Genomic DNA, 22,436 nt, shown 5'->3' with positions numbered 1-22,436 from the left:
TCCGGAAGAAAGCGGAGGTGGGTGCATTCGTTCAGGAGGCTCGCCGCCTTTGCGTGAAGACGGTCAGAGACAGCAGGGCAAACACGAACACGCCCGCGAAAAGCACCACAAGACCCGGCTGACCGTCACCGAAAGCAACCTCGTGAATGATCCGCCCCGGAACGAAGGTGAAACCGCCTGCGATGACGATACCGCCGAGATAAACACTCTGCATGATCCTCATATGGCGCCTGATTTCGCCCCTGCGCGCGAAAAGGACCGATTGCAGACAGCCATATATGGTGAGAACCGATAAAAGATAAATCGGGCTGAAACCGTAAAACACCCTCAATTCATGAATGAAGAAGGTCGAAACGGACGTCATGACCATCAGCGTCACCCAAATCCTGCCGAGTAGCCGGTGGATGGCGGTTCCTTTTGGGCGAAGAAAAATGAAGGCACCGAGAATCGCGGCCGGAACAACGGTGGCGACATGGAATTGCACGGCAAGCGGTGCGTCTAGCAAAGGCTGGAGTGACATGGTGAAGCGTTTTGACCCGGTTGAAATTATCGCTAACTTCGGCAAAACATGCGCGAAAGAAAAACGCATTGGCGTCAACCGCAGGAAAACTTCGTGGATCACCTCTCTTTGCAGTCCACGCTTCGTGAAATGCACGCCATCCTGCAATCGCGCAGACTGTGGCTGACCTTCCTTGCCATATTGGCGATCTTCATTCTGACCGGCCCTTTCGGGACAAGTGAGACCATGAGTTTCGCCGACCGGCTGCTTTACTGGACAATCGTTCAGGCTGGCGCATGGACGTTCGCAATATCCTTTTCCATCCTCGCCAACACCATCCTTGCCAGCAGCATTGAAAATATGCTGACACGCATGATGATCGGCTCGCTGACGGCAGCCCTGCCCATCGGGCTGCTGCTTTCCATCATGAACCAAATCTTTTCCGGCAGGGAAATGGGTTTCGCTGCCTTTCTGAAAAGCAGCCTGTCGGCCCTGCCGCTCTGCGCCATCTTTTGCCTGCTGAGCTACCTCACGGCCTGCCAGTCACGCGCAACGGCAACGGATGCCGTTGCGGACCCGAATGGAGATGCCAAAGGTGAGGTGAAAAGCATCGCGCCGCTGCTGGAGCGGCTGCCGCCGCAAAAGCGCGGAGAATTGCTGCGGCTGTCGGTGCAGGACCACTATACCGAAATCGTCACCACGCGCGGCCATCAGCTCGTTCTACTGCGTTTTGCCGATGCGCTGAAAGAAATAGGCCTCACGGAAGGCTTGCAGGTGCACCGTTCCCACTGGATTGCCATTTCCGACGTCGTCTCGTTGCGTAAACAGGCTGGCCGTCTGCACGTCATTACAAGAGACGGCTCGGAAATACCCGTCAGCCGCTCCCATAGCGCGGCCGTGCAGGCCCGTTTCGCCGCGCATACACCGGCGGGTTAAGAGTTTCTGTCGATTCCGGAATTTATGGGGTTCCGTTCTCAAAAACATTTGCCTATAAGCCGCTTCTAGCCTGAAAACTTTGAATTGCGCGCCCCGGCCGGTGATCTTTCACCCTGGCTGGTGTTTTGCGCAACCAAAACGCGGAACGAGAGAGCCATGCCGAAGCGCCAAGATATCAAGTCCATCCTCATCATTGGCGCAGGACCGATCGTCATCGGCCAAGCATGTGAATTCGACTATTCCGGCACCCAGGCCTGCAAGGCGCTGAAGGAAGAGGGTTACCGGGTCATTCTGGTCAACTCCAACCCGGCCACCATCATGACCGATCCGGGCCTTGCCGACGCAACCTATGTCGAGCCGATCACCCCGGAAGTCGTTGCCAAGATCATCGCCAAGGAACGCCCGGACGCGCTGCTTCCCACCATGGGCGGCCAGACCGCGCTCAACACCGCGCTGTCCCTGAAGCGCATGGGCGTTCTCGACCGCTACAATGTGGAAATGATCGGCGCCAAGCCCGAAGCCATCGACATGGCCGAAGACCGCGCCCTCTTCCGCGAGGCCATGGCTCGCATCGGCCTTGAGACGCCGAAGTCCATGCTGGCCAACGCCACTGAAATCAAGGACGCCGACCGCAAGAAGCACGAAGCTGCCCGCGCCGAACTCAAAGCGAAGCTTTCCGGTGCGGAACTGGACAAGGCGCTGGACAATCTGGAAAACCAGTGGAACCTTGGCGAGACCGACCGCAAGCAGCGTTACATGGCGCATGCGATCGCAATCGCCGCCCAGGCGATCGACCATGTCGGCCTGCCAGCCATCATCCGCCCCTCCTTCACGCTCGGCGGCACCGGCGGCGGCATTGCCTATAACCGCTCCGAATTCTTCGACATCGTCTCGGGCGGCCTCGACGCTTCGCCGACCACCGAGGTGCTGGTCGAAGAATCGGTTCTCGGCTGGAAGGAATATGAGATGGAAGTGGTCCGCGACACCGCGGACAATTGCATCATCATCTGCTCCATCGAAAACATCGATCCGATGGGCGTCCACACCGGCGACTCCATCACCGTTGCGCCAGCGCTGACGCTGACCGACAAGGAATACCAGATCATGCGCAACGCCTCGATTGCGGTGCTGCGTGAGATCGGCGTGGAAACCGGCGGCTCGAACGTGCAGTTCGCCGTCAACCCGAAAGACGGCCGCCTCGTCGTCATCGAAATGAACCCGCGCGTTTCGCGCTCGTCTGCTCTCGCCTCCAAGGCGACCGGCTTCCCGATCGCCAAGATCGCCGCCAAGCTCGCCATCGGCTATACGCTCGACGAGCTGGAAAACGATATCACCGGCGGCGCGACGCCTGCCTCGTTCGAACCGTCGATCGACTACGTCGTCACCAAGATCCCGCGTTTCGCCTTTGAGAAGTTCCCGGGCGCCTCGCCGATCCTCACCACGGCCATGAAGTCCGTCGGTGAAGTCATGGCCATCGGCCGCACCTTCGCAGAATCGCTTCAGAAGGCGCTGCGCGGCATGGAAACCGGCCTCACCGGTCTCGATGAAATCGAAATCCCCGGCTTTGAAGAGGGCGAAGGCTCCAAGAACGCCATCCGCGCCGCCATTGGCACACCGACGCCGGATCGCCTGCGCATGGTCGCCCAGGCGCTGCGCATGGGAATGACGGAAGAAGAAGTCCACGAAAACTCGAAGATCGACCCCTGGTTCATCGCCCAGTTCAAGGCAATTGTGGACATGGAAGCCCGTGTCCGTGAGCAAGGCCTGCCGCAGGACGCAGAGAACCTGCGCATGCTCAAAGCCATGGGCTTTTCCGACGCCCGCCTGGCAATTCTGACGGGCAAGCGCCCAAAGGAAGTGGCCGAGCTGCGCAACAGCCTCAATGTTCGCCCGGTCTTCAAGCGCATCGATACCTGCGCGGCAGAATTCGCCTCACCCACCGCCTACATGTATTCGACCTATGAAATCCCCTTCGTCGGCGCCGCCCGCTCTGAAGCGCAGGTTTCCGACCGCAAGAAGGTCGTCATCCTCGGCGGCGGTCCGAACCGTATCGGCCAGGGCATCGAGTTCGACTATTGCTGCTGCCATGCTGCCTTCGCGCTTAAGGATGCAGGCTTCGAAGCGATCATGATCAACTGCAACCCGGAAACGGTTTCGACCGACTACGACACTTCCGACCGCCTCTATTTCGAACCGCTGACGGCCGAAGACGTGATCGAGATCATGCGCGCCGAACAGGAAAAGGGCGAGTTGGTCGGCGTCATCGTGCAGTTCGGTGGCCAGACGCCGCTGAAGCTGGCCGAAGCGCTGGAAAAGAACGGTATCCCGATCCTCGGCACCGCGCCTGACATGATCGACCTTGCCGAAGACCGCGACCGCTTCCAGAAGCTGCTGATGAAGCTCGACCTCGCCCAGCCGAACAACGGCATCGCCTATTCGGTTGAACAGGCGCGCCTCGTCGCTTCGGAAATCGGCTTCCCGCTGGTCGTGCGTCCTTCCTATGTTCTGGGTGGCCGCGCCATGCAGATCATCCATTCGGAAGGCCAGCTCCAGACCTATCTGCTCGACACGGTTCCGGGCCTCGTGCCCGAGGACATCAAGCAGCGTTACCCGAACGACAAGACCGGCCAGATCAACACCCTGCTCGGCAAGAACCCGCTTCTGTTCGACAGCTACCTGACCAACGCCGTCGAAGTCGACGTCGATGCACTGTGCGACGGCGAAAACGTCTTCGTGTCGGGCATCATGGAGCACATCGAAGAAGCCGGTATCCACTCGGGCGACTCGGCCTGCTCGCTGCCTTCCCGTTCGCTGAGCAAGGAAACCCTCGACGAGCTGGAACGCCAGACGACGGCGCTTGCAAAGGCGCTCAACGTCGGTGGCCTGATGAACGTTCAGTACGCGATCAAGGACGGCACGATCTACGTTCTCGAAGTCAACCCGCGCGCCTCGCGCACGGTACCCTTCGTTGCAAAAACCATCGGTGCGCCGATCGCCAAGATCGCTGCCCGCGTCATGGCCGGCGAAAAGCTTGATGCGGCGATTGCCGCTTACGGCAAGAAACCCGATCCGCGCAACCTGAAGCACATCGCCGTCAAGGAAGCCGTTTTCCCGTTCGCCCGCTTCCCCGGCGTTGACATTCTGCTCGGACCGGAAATGCGCTCTACCGGCGAAGTCATCGGCCTCGACACCGATTTCGCACTCGCCTTCGCCAAGAGCCAGCTCGGTGCCGGCGTCGACCTGCCGCGCTCCGGCACCGTCTTCGTCTCGGTGCGCGACGACGACAAGGACCGCGTGTTGCCCGCAATCCGTATTCTGGTCGAGAGCGGCTTCAGGGTACTGGCAACCGGCGGCACCCAGCGTTTCCTTGCTGAACAGGGCATCAACGCCGAGAAGATCAACAAGGTGCAGGAAGGTCGTCCGCATATCGAAGACGCCATCCGCAACCGTCAGGTCCAGCTGGTCATCAACACCACCGACAGCAACAAGGCGATTTCCGACTCGAAGTCGCTGCGCCGCGCAACGCTGATGCAGAAGGTGCCCTACTACACGACGATGGCCGGTGCCGAAGCAGCAGCCCTTGCCATCAAGGCGCTTAAGGCCGGCAATCTGGAAGTGAAGCCCTTGCAGAGCTACTTCCTGTAAAATCAGCCGCCAACGAAGATCATGGAAACGCCGCGGGTCGTGCCTGCGGCGTTTTGCATTGTCTCACAAAAAGCTCAAAAGTCTCACGCCGCCAGGGCTTCGCGCACGCAATTGCGCCCATCCGTCTTGGCTCGGTAAAGGGCGCGGTCCGCCATTTCCGCCAGGGTCTGAAGATCGCAGCGCATATCTCCGCTGGTTGCGACGCCGATGCTGATCGTCACGCCGACACGCAAACCGCCGCAATCGACTTCGGTTATCGCAATCGCATCGCGAATGCGTTCTCCGATCATGCAAGCCTTTTGAACACCGGCACCCGGCAGGAAGATGATGAACTCCTCGCCACCGTAACGCGCCAGAACGTCACCACCGCGAATGCTGCCGCCGATACGCTTCGCCACTTCCTGAAGAACGCTGTCGCCGACGGCGTGGCCGAAGCGGTCGTTGATTGATTTGAAGTGGTCGATATCGAGCAGCATCGCCGCATCGTTGGGACCCGGCACCCCCGGCATGGCCTGGAAGAAAAAACGACGGTTCTTGACGCCCGTCAAAGGATCGGTGTTGGCGAGAACCAGCAATTTCCGCTCTGACCGCTCGGCTACCAGCATCATCACGAACAGCGCAATGGCGAAGTTCAACATGATGATCAAGAAAAACGCATTGACCAGATCGATGGCGGCGTATTGGGGCAAAAGCACGCTCTTTGCCACCGACAACGAAATCAGGCCGGAAATACCCGCAATCGCGCCCAACGCGAAGCGGGACAGGAGTGGCTCCTTGCGCCACCGCGCAAAAAGCCCGCCAGCTCCAGCAAGATAGGCCACAGCCGCACAGCCGTTGAACAGGGCCGCACGATAAGCGTTATTGTCAGCCACCTGCTGTGCAAGGACAATTGCCAGCAAGGCAATCAAACAGACAGCTGATACTGTCCCCCTGCTGGCAGCACGTCCATCGCTCACGATTTTCAGGCCAAGCCAGATCAGCGCATAACCCACGATACCGAAGACGATGCTGCCGAATTGCCACAAGGCCGGAGACATTATTCCCCATTCGCCGTACCCAGCGAGCGTGGAGCCGGCAGCCATGGCTGCGAAGCCTGCTGCAAGAGCTGTCGGGCCGTGCAAACCACGATTTGTGAGCTTCAGATATATAAAACTCAGCATTCCAACAATGTAAGAACACTTTTGCATCAGTATCACTGTTGCAAGATCTAGCTCGCCGAGCATCATACATCCACGCAATGAATAAATATAAATATCTGAATTATAGTATCAAGTATAAAATTTCAATAAAAATAACCAATAAACAAAAATTTAATCATGTCGATGAAGACAGCGATGATCATCCAATATAGCATAGCAACACACAAAACAGTCTATTAGAATAATCTTATAAAATCAATTTCATTCCTGAAATTCTGCATTTCCGCCTCCTTCTGCTGCGAGTCGGGAAGGCGAAGAAGATAGGAAGGGTGCACCGTGACAAAAAGCGTCCGCTCCTCTTGCATCGGTATCGGGCGACCCCGAACCTCGGAGACCTTTTCCTTTCCGCCTGTCAGCGCATAAAGCGCCGTTGCACCCATGGCAACGATAAGCTTCGGCCGTACCAGCTCGATTTCCTTGTTAAGCCACCAGCGGCATTGCTGCACCTCGCCCGCATCCGGTCGCTGGTGGATGCGCCGCTTGCCGCGGGCCTCGTATTTGAAGTGTTTGACGGCGTTGGTGACATAAAGCTTTTTGCGGTCAATACCGGCTTCAACCAATGTCCGGTCGAACAGCTGACCAGCGGGACCGACGAAAGGTTTTCCGGCAAGATCCTCGTGATCTCCCGGCTGTTCCCCGACGATCATCACTTTCGCATCTTCAGGTCCCATGCCGAACACTGTCTGCGTTGCCTTGCAATGCAGGGCGCAGCGCGTGCATTGGCCAGCCTCCTGCGCCAATGAAGCGAGCGTACCGTCCGGCGCCGGTGGCGGCTCTTCACGCGCCGAGGCCGCGGCCTGCAGGCGGTGATGGAATGGTTGCGGCTGGCTCGCAGCCTTTGCCGCCATCTCCAGCACCCGCGCCTCGGCACCGAGAACGAGACCTGGAATAAGCTCGGCTTCCGGCAAATTTTTCCAGTATTTCTTTGGCATCTCTGCCGTCATCGCTTTTATCTTCAGACGCGCCGGATTGAATATGTTGGCATAATAGGTTCGCCACAGCTCGTCCGTTTCATCCTTCAGCTCAGGCTTGGACGCGGCCTGCCGCGATGTCTCCAGCACGTTTCCGTCCCACCGCGCGGAGCCGTTCGGTGTCGCGATCAGCCAGTCCATATCCGTGAACCGCCGCTGGAAAAACGGGGCCGTGCGCTCGACGATGAAGTGATCCGGCTCGAACCATGCGACGAAGCGCCGCCGCCCGCCCTGCCCCTGCGGCAAGGATAATTCCTTGAAGCGAACAAAGGCCGTCATCTTGTGACAATCGCGGCGGACCGATTTTTCAAGCTGCCGGGCTTCGGAAACATCCGCATCGGACTTGAACTGCAACAGGGCGCGATCCCGCTTCAGCCGCCACAGCAACCGGTAAAGCAGTGCGAAACGACCCGGATCGCTATGACAGATAATCGCTTGCGCCAACGTCACGAAGGAGGCTGGAACGGACACCTGCACGTCATCCGCACGGGCCGCCGGCAACGGCTCCCCGGCAAAATCGAGAAGCCCGGCTTTCTCATCCCGCAACCGCCAGTCAATCGCCTCCGGCGGCACATTGGCGGCGAGAGCCGCGCGCGCCGCATCACGCCACTCGCCGAAATCGCCCCGTCCTTCCAGAACCGGGCCGTACATCACAGCAGCGATAATTGTTCGGGCTGCGGAGCAAACATCGCTCGCAAATCGGGCCGTTCAGTCAGCTTGCCCGGCGTCCAGCCCTCGGCAACGATGAAGGCCTTCACCTTTTTCAGGGAAACGCCGAAGCGGGCAATATCCTCCAGCCGCAACCGTCGAAACCGGCGTGAAGACAGGATCGAGGCGACCGTCTTGGTACCGAAGCCGGGCACGCGCAGCAATATTTCGCGATCCGCCACGTTCACGTCCACTGGAAAACGGTCGCGATTTTTCAGCGCCCAGGCAAGCTTTGGATCTATATCGAGATCGAGCATTCCGTTACCGCCGATCGCGGTTATTTCACCAATGTCGAACCCATAAAAACGATAAAGCCAGTCGGCCTGATAAAGCCTGTGTTCCCGCATCAAAGGCGGCTTGATGAGCGGCAGGTTCTTCGACGAATCCGGAATGGGGCTGAAAGCCGAATAATAGACGCGCCGCAAACCATAGCTGCCATAAAGCCGGGCGCTCGTGGACAGAATGGTGCTGTCATCAGCCCCATCCGCCCCAACGATCATCTGCGTGCTCTGTCCGGCAGGCGCAAAACGTTTGGTCTTTCGCGTCCTGACAGTCGGCTCCCCCGCCTCCTCGATCTTCAGGCGGATATCAGCCATCGAGCGGCGAATATTGGCGGGCTGCTTTTCCGGTGCAAAACGGCTGACGCCGCTATCAGTCGGCAATTCGATGTTGATCGACAGCCGGTCGGCGTAAAGCCCCGCTTCCTCAATAAGCTTTGGCGATGCTTCGGGAATGGATTTCAGATGGATGTAGCCGCGAAAGCCATGCGTGACGCGCAGTTCCCGCGCCACCCGCACCATCTCTTCCATCGTATGATCGGAAGAGCGGATAATGCCGGAAGAGAGAAACAGCCCCTCGATATAGTTGCGCCGATAGAACTCCAGCGTCAGCCACACCACCTCCTCGGCAGTAAACCGCGCCCGCTCGACATTGCTCGAAGAACGATTGATGCAATAGGCGCAATCATAGATACAGAAATTGGTGAGCAAAATCTTCAGGAGCGAAATGCAGCGCCCGTCCGGCGCATAGGCATGGCATATGCCCGACCCCTCCGTGGAGCCAAGTCCGCCGGATGCAGCAGAGCTGCGTTTCGTCGTGCCGCTGGAGGCACAGGACGCATCGTATTTGGCCGCATCGGAAAGAATGGCTAGCCGTTGCCTGATTGACTTCTTCATGGTTATGTTCACTATATGTTCTATTGAAAAATGTCAATCTCATCTGTTAAAGCCCTGAACGAATGCAAGAAAATGCCCGTCTCAAATTTGCTGGCATTTCGTTGTCGTCTTCTGATATAGTCGGCTTAGTTATGATTTTGGCATGGTTCCGGAGTTCCCCTCCGGAACCTGTTTCTTTTTGTGTCTGCAAGTAAAGCGACAGGACTGCGAAGGATAAAAAAATGGTAGAAAAAGTACCGATGACGCACGGTGGATTCATCAAGCTGCAGGAGGAGCTGCGCTTTCGCCAGCAGGAGGAGCGTCCCCGTATCATCGAGGCAATTGCGGAGGCGCGCGCCCATGGCGACCTTTCGGAAAATGCCGAATACCACGCTGCCAAGGAAGCCCAGAGCCATAACGAAGGCCGCATCACTGAACTCGAAGACTTGACCGCACGCGCGGAAGTCATCGACCTTTCCAAGATGTCCGGTTCCAAGATCAAGTTCGGCGCCACCGTCAAGCTGATCGACGAGGATAGCGACGAGGAGAGAATCTATCAGATCGTTGGCGACCAGGAAGCGGATGTGAAGGCTGGACGCATTTCCATTTCCTCGCCCATCGCCCGCGCCCTCATCGGCAAGGAAGTCGGTGACAGCATCGAAGTCAACGCACCGGGCGGCGCCAAGGGTTACGAGATTCTCGCCGTACAGTGGGGCTGATCTGCCCTTTCCTGCAATGCGCCCCTCGGGCGCATTGCATTGATATCCTGAACTGAACATCCTGCCTTAGCCGCAAAGACGGAAGCCCATCTTGCCCCACGCCAGTCTGAAAGATGTGCAGGTGCTTGCGCCGAACTTCAAGCGCAGGCTCTCCGGCGTTACCTCCACCATCGTTCAGCTTATTCCGGTACAAAACCGGCTGGGTCAGAAAGTGGCCGTCATCGGCCCCGGCCTGCCGCAGCATCTGCCACATGTGCGCTTCCGTGATCTGTGGCGGCTCTGGCAAAACGGCCCGCTCAGCGGTCCGCGCATCTGGCACGCCCGCCGCAATCTCGAAATGTTGCCGGGCATTCTCATTCGTGACGTGCTGCGCATGAAGGTGAAGCTGATGTTCACCTCGGCGGCGCAAAGGCGACATTCCGCCTATACCCGCTTTCTGATTTCAAAAATGGATGCGGTCGTCGCGACAAGCGGCCGCTCAGGCTCGTTTCTGGAAGTACCACACAGCGTCGTCATGCATGGCGTCGATACCGAGCTGTTTCATCCCGCAACCGGCCCGGAGGATACGATCGCTTCGACCGGCCTGCCTGGGCAATTTCTCATCGGATGTTTCGGACGGGTGCGCCACCAGAAGGGAACAGACCTTTTCGTGCGCGCCATGATCGAACTTCTGCCCGACTATCCCGAATGGACGGCCGTCATCTCCGGCCGCGTGACCGCAGAGCACAAGGCCTTCGCCGACAAGCTCGTGGCCGATGTCGCAGCAGCCGGCCTTGCGGACCGCATCGCGTTTCAGGGCGAGGTGGACGACATCAAGCCCTGGTATCGGCGGCTAACCCTCTATGTCGCACCGTCACGCAACGAGGGCTTTGGCCTGACACCACTGGAAGCCATGGCGTCCGAGACGGCTGTCGTTGCCAGCAATGCCGGCGCCTATGAGGAAATGATCGTCAAGGGCGAGACCGGCATGGTCGTTGAGGCCGGCGACTACGCGTCCCTGCGGGATGCCATTAAAACCTACCTTGCCGATCCTGCTCTCGCCAGGGACCATGCCCGTGCCGGACTTTCGCATGTGCGCACTGCATTTCCGCTGGAAAAAGAGGCGACAAGCCTCGGCACGATCTATGACGCGTTGCGGCGCGGGTAAGCGCCGGCGCAATCACTCAAAGGTCCGCCGATCAGATTTCCACCAGACCGACGCGCTTGACCTGACGGATGGTGAGCATGGTGCGCACGGTGTCGACGTTTTCGTCCGCTGTCAGAACCTCGATGACGAAATCCTGAAACTCGGTCAGGTTTCTGGCGATGCAATGCAGAAGGAAATCGCTTTCGCCAGATACCATCCAGGCCTGGCGCACCAGCGACCATCCGGCCGTCGCCGCTGCAAAGGCTTTCAGATTGCTGTCCGACTGGCGCTTGAGGCCGACCATGCAGAAGGCAACGAGATCGAAACCGAGCTTCGGCGCGTTCAACATGGCGTGATAACCCTCGATCACGTCGGCTTCTTCCAGCTTGCGGACGCGCCTGAGGCACGGCGGCGCGGAAATACCGACCCGTTCGGCCAGCTCCACGTTGGTCATGCGCCCGTCGCGCTGCAATTCGCGCAGGATTTTCAGATCGATGGCATCGAGTTCGACGCTGGTCACGGAGAGGTTCCTCGTTAAGCCGGAGAACTTCCTTGTACTACCAGGCGCAGGATTCGCAACAATATGCCGCCGGCCGGTCACAAAATTGCGCGCGCATCCACAACTGCCTTGTTGGTAACGCAAGGCTGCCCTTGAATAAAGGCACTAGACAACCTTAAATACCGGGCAACGAAGGGGTTGCGGCCTGTCCACCACGCTGCGGCTGGAATGTTCTGCTGCCGAAAGGCCCCGCTACTTTAAAAAGGATTGTTTCCATGTCTGCCCGCCATACCAAGGTATTGATCATTGGCTCTGGTCCCGCCGGTTATACCGCGGCGATCTACGCGGCCCGCGCAATGCTGAAACCCGTGCTGATTGCCGGCATGGAACAGGGTGGCCAGCTGATGATCACCACCGATGTCGAAAACTATCCGGGCTTTGCCGATCCGATCCAGGGCCCCTGGCTGATGGACCAGATGCTGAAGCAGGCGACGCATGTGGGTGCGGAAATCGTCAGCGACCTCGTGACCGAAGTCGAAACCAACACGCGCCCCTTCGTGGTCAAGACCGATTCCGGTCAGGTCTGGACCGCCGACACGCTGATCATCGCAACAGGCGCAAAGGCCAAGTGGCTCGGTATCGAGAGTGAGCAGCACTTTCAGGGCTTTGGCGTTTCCGCCTGCGCCACCTGCGACGGTTTCTTCTATCGCAACAAGGATGTGATCGTGGTCGGCGGCGGCAACTCTGCCGTGGAGGAAGCGCTCTATCTCGCCCATATCGCCAAGTCCGTAACCGTCGTGCACCGCCGCGACAGTTTCCGCTCGGAGAAAATCCTTCAGGAACGGCTCTTCGCCAAGGAAAACGTCAAGATACTGTGGAACACGGAAATCGCCGAAATCACCGGCGCACCGGCCAAGCCGCCAATGCCACCCTCTGTTTCGGGTGTGCGACTGCGTGACACCAAGACCGGTGTGATCAGCGATACGCCCATCGACGGCGTCTTCGTCGCCATCGGCCACGCGCCGGCCGTCGAACTGTTCAAGGGCAAGGTGAAGCTCAAGGACAATGGCTACATGTGGACCGCGCCCGATTCCACCGCTACCGACGTGGAAGGTATTTTCGCCGCCGGCGACGTTACCGACGACATATACCGTCAGGCCATCACCGCCGCCGGTATGGGCTGTATGGCCGCCCTTGAAGCAGAACGGTACCTCACCGCGCAGCAGCCGCTTGCGGTAGCAGCCGAATAACCGAAAGGCAGGATAGGCATGGCAATGCCATTGGACTGGGATAAACTGCGCATTTTTCATGCCGCAGCCGAAGCGGGGTCTTTTACCCACGCTGCCGACAAGCTGCATTTGTCCCAGTCGGCCATCAGCCGCCAGGTCAGCGCGCTGGAACAGGATGTTGGCGTGAAGCTGTTTCACCGCCACGCCAGAGGTCTTATCCTCACCGAGCAGGGCGAACTGCTGTATCGCACCGCCCATGACGTGTTGCTAAAGCTCGAAACCGTAAAGATGCAACTGACCGAAACGACGGAGAAGCCGAGCGGCAAGCTGCGCGTGACGACGACGGTTGGTCTCGGCCAGGGCTGGCTCACGGACAAGGTGCAGGAATTCCTGCAGCTATATCCGGAAATGTCGATCCAGCTCATCCTCGACAATGAGGAGCTGGATGTGAACATGCGCCACGCCGATTGCGCCATCCGCCTGCGCCAGCCGCAACAGTCCGACCTTATCCAGCGCAAGCTGTTCACGGTGCACATGCACGTCTATGCGGCGCCGTCCTACATCAACCGCCACGGCGAGCCGCAGTCGATCGAGGATCTGGACAACCACCGCATCATCTCCTTCGGCGAACCGGCACCCAACTATCTGCTTGATGTCAACTGGCTGGAAAATGCGGGACGCTCGTCGGACAATACCCGCATTCCACATCTTCAGATCAACAGCCAGACCTCGATCAAGCGCGCCTGCCTGCTGGGAATAGGTATCGCCTGTTTGCCGGATTACATCGTCGGGCGCGATCCGGGATTGATTCAGTTGTCGCTTGCCGCCGATATTCCCTCGTTCGACACCTACTTCTGTTACCCGGACGAGATGAAAAACGCTGCAAAACTGAAAGCCTTCCGCGACTTCGTCGTTGCCAAGGCACGGAACTGGAACTTCTGACGTTTAAATAGGCCAGCGCCACAAAATATCATACTAATTCATGGAGTTGGCCTTCCCAAGATGGCGGCGCGCCAGACGCGCCGCGCTTCAGCTTTGCACATAAATTATACCGGAAATATCCAGACCTGCATCGCACGCATGCCTGACCTGCACAAAAAAGAGTTGTTTCGTGCACAAAAAAGCACCATATCGCTCTCAGTTGATGCACACGGTGGCTTTTCCTCCCAGTTCCACCGCATCAGCTGTTCCCCTCTGGAGGTTTTTGACCTTCACACTTAAAGGGCCCTGGATTTATCCGGCGGCCCTCTTTTTTTACCCGCAAGAATTTTCTCCAATTTGGCGAAATATCGCATGATGCAACCTTGTTTTGCATTCTTGCCACTCCCATATTTCAATCAGCTGTCACGCCTGCCTATGCACGCGACAGCTGTTCCCCTCTGGAGGTTTTAACCTTCAAACTCATTGGCCGCGGAGAAATCCGGCGGCCATTTTTTTGCGCGCTGTTCTCGCCCCGGGTGACTACCTCACAGAGACGTGAATTGTATATCGGAAACTATCGATATAAATATCGGACATGTCAGATATTAGAGAAACGCAGATGAACCCGGAGGAAATCCTCAAAGCCCTTTCACACCCCGCAAGGCTGAAGTTCCTCGAGTGGCTGAAGAGCCCTGAAAGTCACTTCTGTCAGGACCATCCGCTCAGCATGGGCGTATGCGCCAATCAGTTCCAGATCAGCGGCCTGTCGCAATCGACGGTCTCCTCACATCTGGCGGTTTTGCAGGCAGCTGGCCTGATTAGGTCAAAGAAAGTTGGGCAATGGGTGTTTTTCGAACGCAACGAGGAAACCATCGACGCCTTCCGCAATTATCTGCAAGCCAATCTTTGAGCCTCCCAAGCTTATAAGACCGGGGCGTCGGACCGGAAACTGCAAGGCGGTTTTCTCTCCGATGCCCATACATTAGGAAAGCGCGCCAGCCGCGCAATTTCGCCAACCGACCAGAAAGTGAAGTCGCATGACAAGTCTTTTCGAACCGGCACAGGCCGGCGATATCGCACTCGCCAACCGTATCGTCATGGCTCCCCTCACCCGCAACCGCTCGCCGGGGGCAATTCCCAATAATCTCAACGCCACCTATTACGAACAGCGCGCAACAGCCGGGCTGATCGTGACCGAAGGCACGCCGATTTCCCAGCAAGGCCAGGGTTACGCGGATGTTCCGGGCCTCTACAAGAAGGAAGCGGTTGAGGGTTGGAAAAAGATCACGGATGGCGTGCATGTCGCCGGCGGCAAGATCGTCGCGCAGATTTGGCACGTGGGACGCATATCCCACACCTCGCTCCAGCCGCATGGCGGACAGCCGGTCGCCCCTTCCGCGATTATCGCCAAGTCCAAGACCTATATCATCAATGATGACGGCACCGGCGCGTTTGCGGAAACCTCCGAGCCACGCGCACTGACCATCGACGATATCGGTCTTATCCTTGAAGATTACCGGACCGGCGCGCGCGCCGCACTTGAGGCCGGTTTCGACGGTGTCGAAATCCATGCCGCCAACGGTTATCTGATCGAGCAGTTCCTGAAATCCAGCACCAACCAGCGCACCGACGAATATGGCGGCTCGATCGAAAACCGCGCCCGCTTCCTCCTGGAAGTCGTGGATGCGGTTGCAGAAGAGATTGGCGCAGGCCGCACCGGCATTCGGCTGTCCCCCGTCACACCCGCCAACGACATTTTCGAGGCCGACCCGCAGCCACTCTATAATTACGTTGCGGAAGAACTCGGCAAACGCAATCTCGCCTTCATCCATGTTGTTGAAGGTGCGACCGGTGGTCCGCGCGACTTCAAGCAGGGCGACAAGCCCTTCGATTACGCAGCCTTCAAGGCCGCCTATCGCAATGCGGGCGGCAAGGGCCTGTGGATCGCCAACAATGGCTACGACCGTGAGAGCGCCATCGAGGCGGTGGAAAGCGGCAAGGTTGATGCCGTGGCCTTCGGCAAGGCCTTCATCGCCAACCCGGATCTGGTGCGCCGCCTCAAGGACAACGCGCCGCTGAACGAGCCGAACCAGCCGACCTTCTATGGTGGCGGGGCTGAAGGCTATACCGACTACCCGGCTCTTGGCTGATCAGTGCTAAACTTGAAACGCCGCACCGCTCCACAGCGGTGCGGCGTTTTGCCGTTTCAGGACAGGCCTCGCGCCTGCCGCGCAGCAAAGTCTGAAAATGCGCCCATTACGAAGGCGTTGGCCACATGCAGCGCCTGCAGAAAGCCACTGCCCGTTTCCCGACCGATGCTCATCAACGCCACCTGAAGGCAGTAGAGAGCGAGCAGCACGAGCGCGCGCCCAAGGTTTGGCCGGAGGTCATCATGACGAAGGGCGAGCACGACTAGAGATACAATGGGAACGGCGATCAGCATGCCAAGCCCTTTGTGAACCACAAGCAGCGATCCGTCATAATAGATCGACAGCCCGGCCAGCAGCACCTGCGCGAAAATCAACACCGGCACGCCTGCCGAAATCACGACGAACATACGGCGCCGCCGGGAAAATCCATTAGCCACTGTAACCATCACACCCTACCCCCGGCATCGGTCGCATGATGAAGGCCCGCCGGTTGCTGCACCTCGGCGAGACACCCAAGGCTCGCCAGTGTTTCCGATACTGCCGCATTGATCGGCGTTCGCGGTTCCGCGCCGAGGAATTCGACAAGCTTGCGGTTGCTCATCCGGATCGGCATCTGCCAGAGATATTTCATTTCCATGACTTCGCGGAACAGGGGAACGAACGGTGCAGCCAGCCCGACGGCTAACCACGAAAGCCGCCGCATCTTGACCGGATGGCCGACGGCCCGTTCGATTGCCCCAACCAGTTGCAGCCCGTCGAAATCCCAGACACCCTCCATGTGGTAGACGGCAAACGTCTGAAGCTCGTCCGAGCGATCGAGCAGCCGTCCGATTATCTCCGCAACATCCGGCAGATAGGCCCATTGATGCCCGGCATTCGGTACTGCTGGATTCTGAACACTGCGAACCGGCTTGCCCGGTCGCACCAGCATCTGCGAAAACCAGTTGTTCTTCGCCTCAGGACCAAAGAAATCACCGGTGCGGACGATCAGGACCGGCACGCCGCGCATCGACGCCATTTTCAAACGCCGCTCCATTTCAACGCGCAAGCCGCCCTTGCGGGTGAAAGGCTTTTGCGGACTGTCCTCCGTCAGAAGCGGAAAGGCATCCGGGCCAAAATTATAGATGCTGCCTGGAAACACGATCCTTGCCCCGCAGGCCTCGGCAGCGGCAATGGTATTGTCGAGCATCGGCAGCACTTGGCTGTCCCAGTTGCGATACCCCGGAGGATTGACCGCATGGACGATGAGCCCGGCGCCTTTTGCCGCCTTCACCACATCCTCCCGGTTCATGGCATCGCCAATCACGCGCTCGACGCCATCGACGGCATCAACTGGTGCCGATCGGCGAGTCATCGCCCGCACCCGCCAGCCGCGCTGCAACAACATCTTTGAGACATGGCTGCCGACGCCACCATTCGCCCCAACAATCAGCGCCAGAGGCCGGTTATTCTCTGCTGTATTTGCGTGGATTTCATATATCATTGCCATTACTCCTTCTTCTGGGCTGGAGTATCGGGCCATCAGGCGATATACGAAATTGTCCAAATGAGTGGAGCCGCTATACAAAATCTTATAATCAGAAGCCGCGATGTCAGCTGGGATTTTTACCGCACCTTCCTCAGCGTGCTGCGCGACGGCTCGCTTTCCGCCGCCGCCCGCGAACTCGGCATTACCCAACCGACAGCTGGGCGCCATATCGGAGCGCTGGAAGAGGCCATCGGCTTTCCGCTGTTCATCCGCTCGCCGCACGGGCTGATGCCGACAGAGGCGGCGCTGGCGCTCCGGCCCTATGCGGAAAATCTGGCGGCGACGGCCGCCGCCCTTATGCGGGCGGCCTCCGGCGAGGTCGGCAAGATCGAAGGAACCGTGCGTATCAGCGCATCGGATATCATCGGCGTTGAAATGCTGCCGCCGATCATCGCTGCCATGCAGGAGATTCACCCCCGGCTTGAAATAGAACTTTCACTCTCCGACACGCTGGAAGACCTTTTGCGGCGCGAGGCTGATATCGCCATCCGCATGACCGAACCGCAGCAGGATGCCATCGTCATGCGCTATATCGGCAATTTCCGTCTGGGATTTCATGCGACACGCGACTATCTGGCAAGAGCCGGCATCCCGAAAAACATGGAAGAACTAAACAACCACCGTATGATCGGTTTCGACCGCAAGACGCCTTTCATCAGGGCGGCGATCCAGCGCATGCGCTCGCTCGATCCGGAAATACCCGATATCGAAGAAATTTCCTTCGAAATTCGCGCCGACAGCAACCTCGCCCAGCTTGCCATGATCCGCGCCAGCGCAGGCATCGGCGTCTGTCAGATCGGCCTGGCGCGCAAGGATCCGCGGCTTGTCCAGGTCCTTCCGAAAACCGACATCCCGCTGCACGCATGGGTCGCGATGCATGAAAATCTCAAGACCTCGCCGCGATGCCGTGCCGTGTTCAGCGCCCTTGTCGACGGCCTGAAGGCCCACCTGAAGGAAACCGATCCGGGCGCCCCGCCGCAACGACGCTAGCGCCATTACAGCATCGATGCCGCACGGCCTTGCGCCCGCAAATCCGCAAGACAGACCGGCGAAGCATGAAGGGTGATGCTGTTCTCACCGGAAATGTTGACGCACTCCATCAAAACGGTCTGGCCGGCGGTGAAATCTTGTCGACCACTTCCGCCTCCGGCCGGTCGCCGCCCTGGCTGTATTCCTCATGCCACTGGCCGCGTTCGTCCTGATAGCTGATTTCCTCATCATCGCCGCCCACCTGCTGTTCGGCAGCAACGATGCGCGCGGCCTCGACCGCATCGGCATAGGTAGGAAATGTTTCGGAATAAGCGCCGTTCATGCGGTAGGCGAAGCCACCGTCATGTTCCACGACTTCATATACCACTTTTGTCATGCATGTTCCTCCTGTTTCAGTAGGCGACATCGCAACCACAACCGCGCTTCAAGCATTGCACCCAACGGGGGACAACACGGCATGAGCAGCATGTCCTTGACTGTACCACTATCCTACCAAAAGCACTCAAGCGCAAATCCTGCTTGATCTTAACGACGATACGTCACAGCCTCACACTCTCAGGGGAAGGGAAATCGATGGCGGGTTCTATTTTAAAGCAGGAGCGCATGTTGCTGCTGGCAATACCGGTGGCAGCCGTCGCCTATATGGCCGAACATGCGATATTCGAGGCCGGCAAAACGGCGTCGCTGATTGCCGCGATCGCCCTGATCGGGATGATCGTTCTGGTGTCGATGCGGGTTGCCCACCACGCCGAAATCCTCGCCGCCAAGGTCGGCGACCCCTATGGCACGATGATCCTGACGCTGTCTGCCGTGGCGGTGGAAGTGTTGATCCTTGCCATCATCATGAGCGAATCCAATTCGCCGACGCTCGTGCGTGACACGATCTATTCCGCCGTGATGATCGACATCAACGGCATTCTGGGACTGGCCGCCCTGCTGGGAGGCCTTCGCCACGGCGAGCAGCCCTACAATGACGACTCAGGCAAGACCTACGGCGTCATGATCCTGACTGCCATGGGCATCTCGATGATCGTGCCGGAATTCATCCCCAAGGAAAGCTGGCACGTCTATTCCGCCTTCACCATCGTCGCAATGATCGCGCTTTATGCGCTGTTCCTGAAAATGCAGGTTGGTCCGCACAGCTATTTCTTCAGCTACGCCTATCCCCGCAAGGCTCATCACAGCGGTCATCCATCCGGCGATCACACGGAGGACGAGGAAGAGGGCAGCGTGCCCCTCTCCATCGGTCTCATCGTCGCGGGCGTCGTGCTGATCGGCGTGCTGGCGGAATTCATGGCGGCCTTCCTAAGCCAGAGCCTCGAGGGCACAAGCGCGCCACCGGCACTGATGGCCGTCGTGGTCGCGACGATCTCAGCATCACCGGAAATCCTGACCGCGCTCAGGTCCGCATTGCGCAACCGCATGCAGGCCGTGGTCAATATCGCCATGGGCGCATCGCTTTCGACGGTCATCCTCACCGTCCCCGTGATGGAGGGCATCGCACTCTACACCGGTCAGCCGTTCATCATGGCGATGACCCCGGTTCAGACGGTCATGGTCTTCATCACCCTCATCGCCGCCGCCATCAACCTCAATGACGGTGAAACCAACGCGATCGAGGGAATGACGCATTTCATCCTCTTCGCAACCTTCATCATGCTGCTGTTTCTCGGGCTTTAGCCGCAACAAAAAAAGCCCGGCATCGCTGCCGGGCTTTGTTATTCAATATCCTAGACCGATCAGCGGCAATCGGCGCAGAAGCGCTGGATGCGCTTGCAGGCCTCTTCCAGCAGTGCTTCCGACGTGGCGTAGGAAATGCGGAAGTTCGGGCCGAGGCCGAACGCCGATCCCTGCACGACGGCAACACCTTCGGCTTCCAGAAGCTCGGAGACGAAATCCACATCCGACTCGATGACCTTGCCGGACGGCGCGGTCTTGCCGATCATGCCGGCGCAGGACGGATAGACGTAGAATGCGCCTTCCGGAGCCGGGCAATTGATGCCTTTCGCCTGGTTGAGCATGGAGACGACGAGATCGCGGCGGCCTTCAAAAATCTTCTTGTTGGCCGGAATGAAATCCTGCGTGCCGTTCAGCGCTTCGACAGCCGCCCACTGAGCAATCGAGCTGGCGCCCGAGGTCTGCTGGCCCTGGATCATATCCATGGCCTTGATGAGCGGCAGCGGGCCGGCTGCATAGCCGATACGCCAGCCGGTCATGGCATAGGCCTTGGAGACGCCGTTCATCGTAAGCGTGCGGTCATAGAGCGAAGGCTCCACCTCAACCGGCGTGACGAATTTGAAGTCGCCATAGGTCAGGTGTTCGTACATGTCGTCAGTCAGCACCCAGACATGCGGATGCTTGACCAGCACGTCCGTCAATGCCTTCAGCTCGTCATGCGAATAGGCAGCGCCCGAAGGGTTGGACGGCGAGTTGAAAACGAACCACTTGGTCTTCGGCGTGATCGCCTTTTCCAGCGCTTCCGGCTTCAGCTTGAAATTGTCTTCGAGCGTCGTGTCGACGAAGACAGGCGTACCGCCGCAGATCGCCACCATTTCCGGATAGCTGACCCAGTAAGGTGCAGGAATGACGACTTCGTCACCCGGGTTGAGTGTCGCCATGAAGGCGTTGAAAAGGATCTGCTTGCCACCGGTGCCGACGATGGTCTGCTCCGGCTTGTAGTCCAGACCGTTTTCGCGCTTGAACTTGTCGGCAATCGCCTTGCGCAGTTCAGGAATACCTGAAACGGGCGTGTATTTCGTTTCGCCGCGCTTGATGGCGTCAATGGCGGCTTCCTTGATGTTTTCGGGCGTATCGAAATCCGGCTCGCCGGCGCCAAGGCTGATCACATCGCGGCCCTTCGCTTTAAGCTCACGGGCTTTCTGGGTAACAGCGATGGTGGCGGATGGCTTTACGCGGGAGAGAATGTCGGCAAGGAAGGCCATTTTTAATCGGTCCTGTTGTGGTTGACATCGGCAGAGGCGGAAAATCCTGTCTTCTGCGGCATTTTCTATGTCGAAAGACAGGCGCTCTTTCAAGGTCAAAAGCAGCATATGTGACACGGGGAAGAATTTAAACCTTCCTTAACCCGGAAGTAACGCTTGATGCGCTATATTCTCCGGCTAGAGGTCGTGTCTCTGTAGCTGGTTGAAAAATGGCGCCCAAAAGCATCTTTTCCAGTCTTGTCCGCGAGGTCGATGGCACATGGTCCACGGCCTATGGCACCTTCAACTTGAAATCCGCCCTGCAGCCCATCTTTCGCCGAACGATGAACGGCGCTCTCGACATCGATTCCTTCGAGGGTCTGGTGCGTCCACATCGCAACGGCGAACCTGTGACACCGGGTGAATTCTTCTCGCTGGTGGCGCCTGAAGATATAGAGAATATCGACAGTATTCTGCGCACGATCCACATTCTCAATACCGGCAGGCTCAATCGTTCGCGCGCCCGCGTCTTCGTCAACTTCCATCCGGGCCTGTTCCAGACACCGGCCAAGATGCGTCAGGAAGTGGAGCGCATGCGCCTTACCGCCCACGAGGCCGGCATGACGGCAGACCGCATCGTCTGCGAAATCTCCGAGAAAAAAGTCTCCGATACGCAGATGGTCGCCGACTTCGCCTATCATATGCACGACATCGGTTTTCGCGTGGCGCTGGACGATTATGGCGCGGGCGATTCCGACATTGACCGGGTGAAACTCATCAAGCCGGACTATGTGAAATTCGAGGCAGGCTGGGTGCGTGATTTCATGCAGAATTCGGCAGGCGCCGCCCTTCTGCGCGTCATCGTCAGCCAGTTTCGCGACGATGGGATAGAGCCGGTGTTCGAAGGACTGGAAACCGGCAGGCAGGTGGATATCTGCGAGGACCTCGGCGTCCTGCTGATGCAGGGATACGTGTTGGCAAAACCCGAACTAGCACCGACGAGTTTCGACGCTCGCTTTCCCGAACTCGGCAGCGGATATTTTTCACCCTCGCCAAGGTCGGACAGAAGCGCTGCGACACCGGCATTCCCGCGTGAAGAACGCCTCGCCGAGCCGCATACCCTGCGCCAGACCAGAACCTTCGGAAAACGCGGCCTTTGAGGCCGTTGACAGCGAAATTGTCCCGAAATCAGCTTTGCCACGATATTGCCACAATAAATACTGCGGAACGCCTGAATTCGG

General features: G+C 58.4%; 20 protein-coding genes. 11 read left to right on the top strand and 9 right to left on the bottom strand.

Features of this window, described 5'->3' with window-relative positions:
- Positions 1-31: 31 nt before the first annotated feature.
- On the bottom strand, positions 32-520 hold the full coding sequence (locus tag ACQZ45_RS10735; RefSeq protein WP_113291196.1) for a DUF2306 domain-containing protein: 489 nt from the start codon (positions 518-520) through the stop codon (positions 32-34).
- A gap of 48 nt (positions 521-568) precedes the next feature.
- Here ACQZ45_RS10735 and ACQZ45_RS10730 point away from each other — a divergent pair, with 48 nt between their 5' ends.
- Together ACQZ45_RS10730 and carB are read left to right on the top strand one after the other, a co-directional pair.
- Positions 569-1,435 carry a LytTR family DNA-binding domain-containing protein gene (locus tag ACQZ45_RS10730; RefSeq protein WP_065687156.1) on the top strand — a complete coding sequence of 289 codons (867 nt, stop codon included), beginning with the start codon at positions 569-571 and terminating at the stop codon, positions 1,433-1,435.
- A gap of 156 nt (positions 1,436-1,591) precedes the next feature.
- Positions 1,592-5,080 (top strand): carbamoyl-phosphate synthase large subunit, encoded by a 3,489-nt coding sequence (gene carB / locus ACQZ45_RS10725; protein ID WP_113291224.1) that lies wholly within the window; start codon positions 1,592-1,594, stop codon positions 5,078-5,080.
- An 83-nt stretch (positions 5,081-5,163) separates the two neighbouring features.
- Here the strand turns inward: carB and ACQZ45_RS10720 are convergent, their stop codons facing one another.
- The 3 genes from ACQZ45_RS10720 to ACQZ45_RS10710 form a co-directional block, all read right to left on the bottom strand.
- Entirely contained in the window at positions 5,164-6,303 is a 1,140-nt protein-coding gene (locus ACQZ45_RS10720) for a GGDEF domain-containing protein (protein WP_041694551.1), read from the bottom strand.
- A 152-nt stretch (positions 6,304-6,455) separates the two neighbouring features.
- On the bottom strand, positions 6,456-7,901 hold the full coding sequence (locus tag ACQZ45_RS10715; protein WP_013636564.1) for a UdgX family uracil-DNA binding protein: 1,446 nt from the start codon (positions 7,899-7,901) through the stop codon (positions 6,456-6,458).
- Complete coding sequence (locus tag ACQZ45_RS10710; protein WP_013636565.1) at positions 7,901-9,133, bottom strand: putative DNA modification/repair radical SAM protein; 1,233 nt, start codon at positions 9,131-9,133, stop codon at positions 7,901-7,903. The genes ACQZ45_RS10715 and ACQZ45_RS10710 overlap by 1 nt, the downstream gene beginning before the upstream one ends.
- A 221-nt stretch (positions 9,134-9,354) precedes the next feature.
- On the opposite strand from ACQZ45_RS10710, the gene greA reads away from it, so the two are divergent.
- Both greA and ACQZ45_RS10700 read left to right on the top strand, forming a co-directional pair.
- On the top strand, positions 9,355-9,831 hold the full coding sequence (gene greA / locus ACQZ45_RS10705) for a transcription elongation factor GreA (RefSeq protein WP_003513396.1): 477 nt from the start codon (positions 9,355-9,357) through the stop codon (positions 9,829-9,831).
- Between the two features lie 91 nt (positions 9,832-9,922).
- On the top strand, positions 9,923-10,978 hold the full coding sequence (locus ACQZ45_RS10700) for a glycosyltransferase family 4 protein (RefSeq protein ID WP_013636566.1): 1,056 nt from the start codon (positions 9,923-9,925) through the stop codon (positions 10,976-10,978).
- Between the two features lie 31 nt (positions 10,979-11,009).
- Here the strand turns inward: ACQZ45_RS10700 and ACQZ45_RS10695 are convergent, their stop codons facing one another.
- Entirely contained in the window at positions 11,010-11,477 is a 468-nt protein-coding gene (locus tag ACQZ45_RS10695) for an Lrp/AsnC family transcriptional regulator (RefSeq protein ID WP_003513401.1), read from the bottom strand.
- Positions 11,478-11,731: 254 nt separating this feature from the next.
- On the opposite strand from ACQZ45_RS10695, the gene trxB reads away from it, so the two are divergent.
- From trxB to ACQZ45_RS10675, 4 genes are all read left to right on the top strand, one after another.
- A complete protein-coding gene (gene trxB, locus ACQZ45_RS10690; protein WP_003513403.1) occupies positions 11,732-12,706 on the top strand; it encodes a thioredoxin-disulfide reductase in 975 nt (324 codons plus the stop codon).
- A 24-nt stretch (positions 12,707-12,730) separates the two neighbouring features.
- Positions 12,731-13,627, top strand: a complete 897-nt coding sequence (locus ACQZ45_RS10685) for a LysR family transcriptional regulator VtlR (RefSeq protein ID WP_003513405.1) — start codon at positions 12,731-12,733, stop codon at positions 13,625-13,627.
- A gap of 598 nt (positions 13,628-14,225) precedes the next feature.
- Positions 14,226-14,516: an ArsR/SmtB family transcription factor gene (locus tag ACQZ45_RS10680; RefSeq protein WP_003513408.1), complete on the top strand. Its 291-nt coding sequence runs from the start codon at positions 14,226-14,228 to the stop codon at positions 14,514-14,516.
- A 127-nt stretch (positions 14,517-14,643) separates the two neighbouring features.
- Positions 14,644-15,756: an alkene reductase gene (locus ACQZ45_RS10675; RefSeq protein ID WP_003513410.1), complete on the top strand. Its 1,113-nt coding sequence runs from the start codon at positions 14,644-14,646 to the stop codon at positions 15,754-15,756.
- 56 nt (positions 15,757-15,812) lie between these two features.
- On the opposite strand, the gene ACQZ45_RS10670 is transcribed toward ACQZ45_RS10675, so the two are convergent.
- Positions 15,813-16,202 carry a DUF6220 domain-containing protein gene (locus ACQZ45_RS10670; RefSeq protein ID WP_113291198.1) on the bottom strand — a complete coding sequence of 130 codons (390 nt, stop codon included), beginning with the start codon at positions 16,200-16,202 and terminating at the stop codon, positions 15,813-15,815.
- Positions 16,202-17,239, bottom strand: coding sequence for an NAD-dependent epimerase/dehydratase family protein (locus tag ACQZ45_RS10665; RefSeq protein ID WP_113291199.1), 1,038 nt, complete (start codon positions 17,237-17,239; stop codon positions 16,202-16,204). The genes ACQZ45_RS10670 and ACQZ45_RS10665 overlap by 1 nt, the downstream gene beginning before the upstream one ends.
- A 63-nt stretch (positions 17,240-17,302) precedes the next feature.
- Between ACQZ45_RS10665 and ACQZ45_RS10660 the strand changes: the two genes are divergently transcribed.
- Positions 17,303-18,274 carry a LysR family transcriptional regulator gene (locus ACQZ45_RS10660; RefSeq protein ID WP_019565231.1) on the top strand — a complete coding sequence of 324 codons (972 nt, stop codon included), beginning with the start codon at positions 17,303-17,305 and terminating at the stop codon, positions 18,272-18,274.
- Between the two features lie 109 nt (positions 18,275-18,383).
- Here the strand turns inward: ACQZ45_RS10660 and ACQZ45_RS10655 are convergent, their stop codons facing one another.
- Complete coding sequence (locus ACQZ45_RS10655; protein WP_003513427.1) at positions 18,384-18,650, bottom strand: DUF2188 domain-containing protein; 267 nt, start codon at positions 18,648-18,650, stop codon at positions 18,384-18,386.
- Between the two features lie 197 nt (positions 18,651-18,847).
- On the opposite strand from ACQZ45_RS10655, the gene ACQZ45_RS10650 reads away from it, so the two are divergent.
- On the top strand, positions 18,848-19,954 hold the full coding sequence (locus tag ACQZ45_RS10650) for a calcium:proton antiporter (RefSeq protein ID WP_448742244.1): 1,107 nt from the start codon (positions 18,848-18,850) through the stop codon (positions 19,952-19,954).
- Positions 19,955-20,013: 59 nt separating this feature from the next.
- Here the strand turns inward: ACQZ45_RS10650 and ACQZ45_RS10645 are convergent, their stop codons facing one another.
- Complete coding sequence (locus tag ACQZ45_RS10645; protein ID WP_003513431.1) at positions 20,014-21,216, bottom strand: pyridoxal phosphate-dependent aminotransferase; 1,203 nt, start codon at positions 21,214-21,216, stop codon at positions 20,014-20,016.
- Positions 21,217-21,425: 209 nt separating this feature from the next.
- Between ACQZ45_RS10645 and ACQZ45_RS10640 the strand changes: the two genes are divergently transcribed.
- Complete coding sequence (locus tag ACQZ45_RS10640) at positions 21,426-22,355, top strand: EAL domain-containing protein (RefSeq protein ID WP_112959332.1); 930 nt, start codon at positions 21,426-21,428, stop codon at positions 22,353-22,355.
- Positions 22,356-22,436 lie beyond the last annotated feature (81 nt).

The organism is Agrobacterium sp. 16-2014-1-2a (assembly GCF_053522705.1).
Note: the sequence above shows the minus strand (reverse complement) of the source record. Positions and strands in the feature narration are given on the sequence as shown.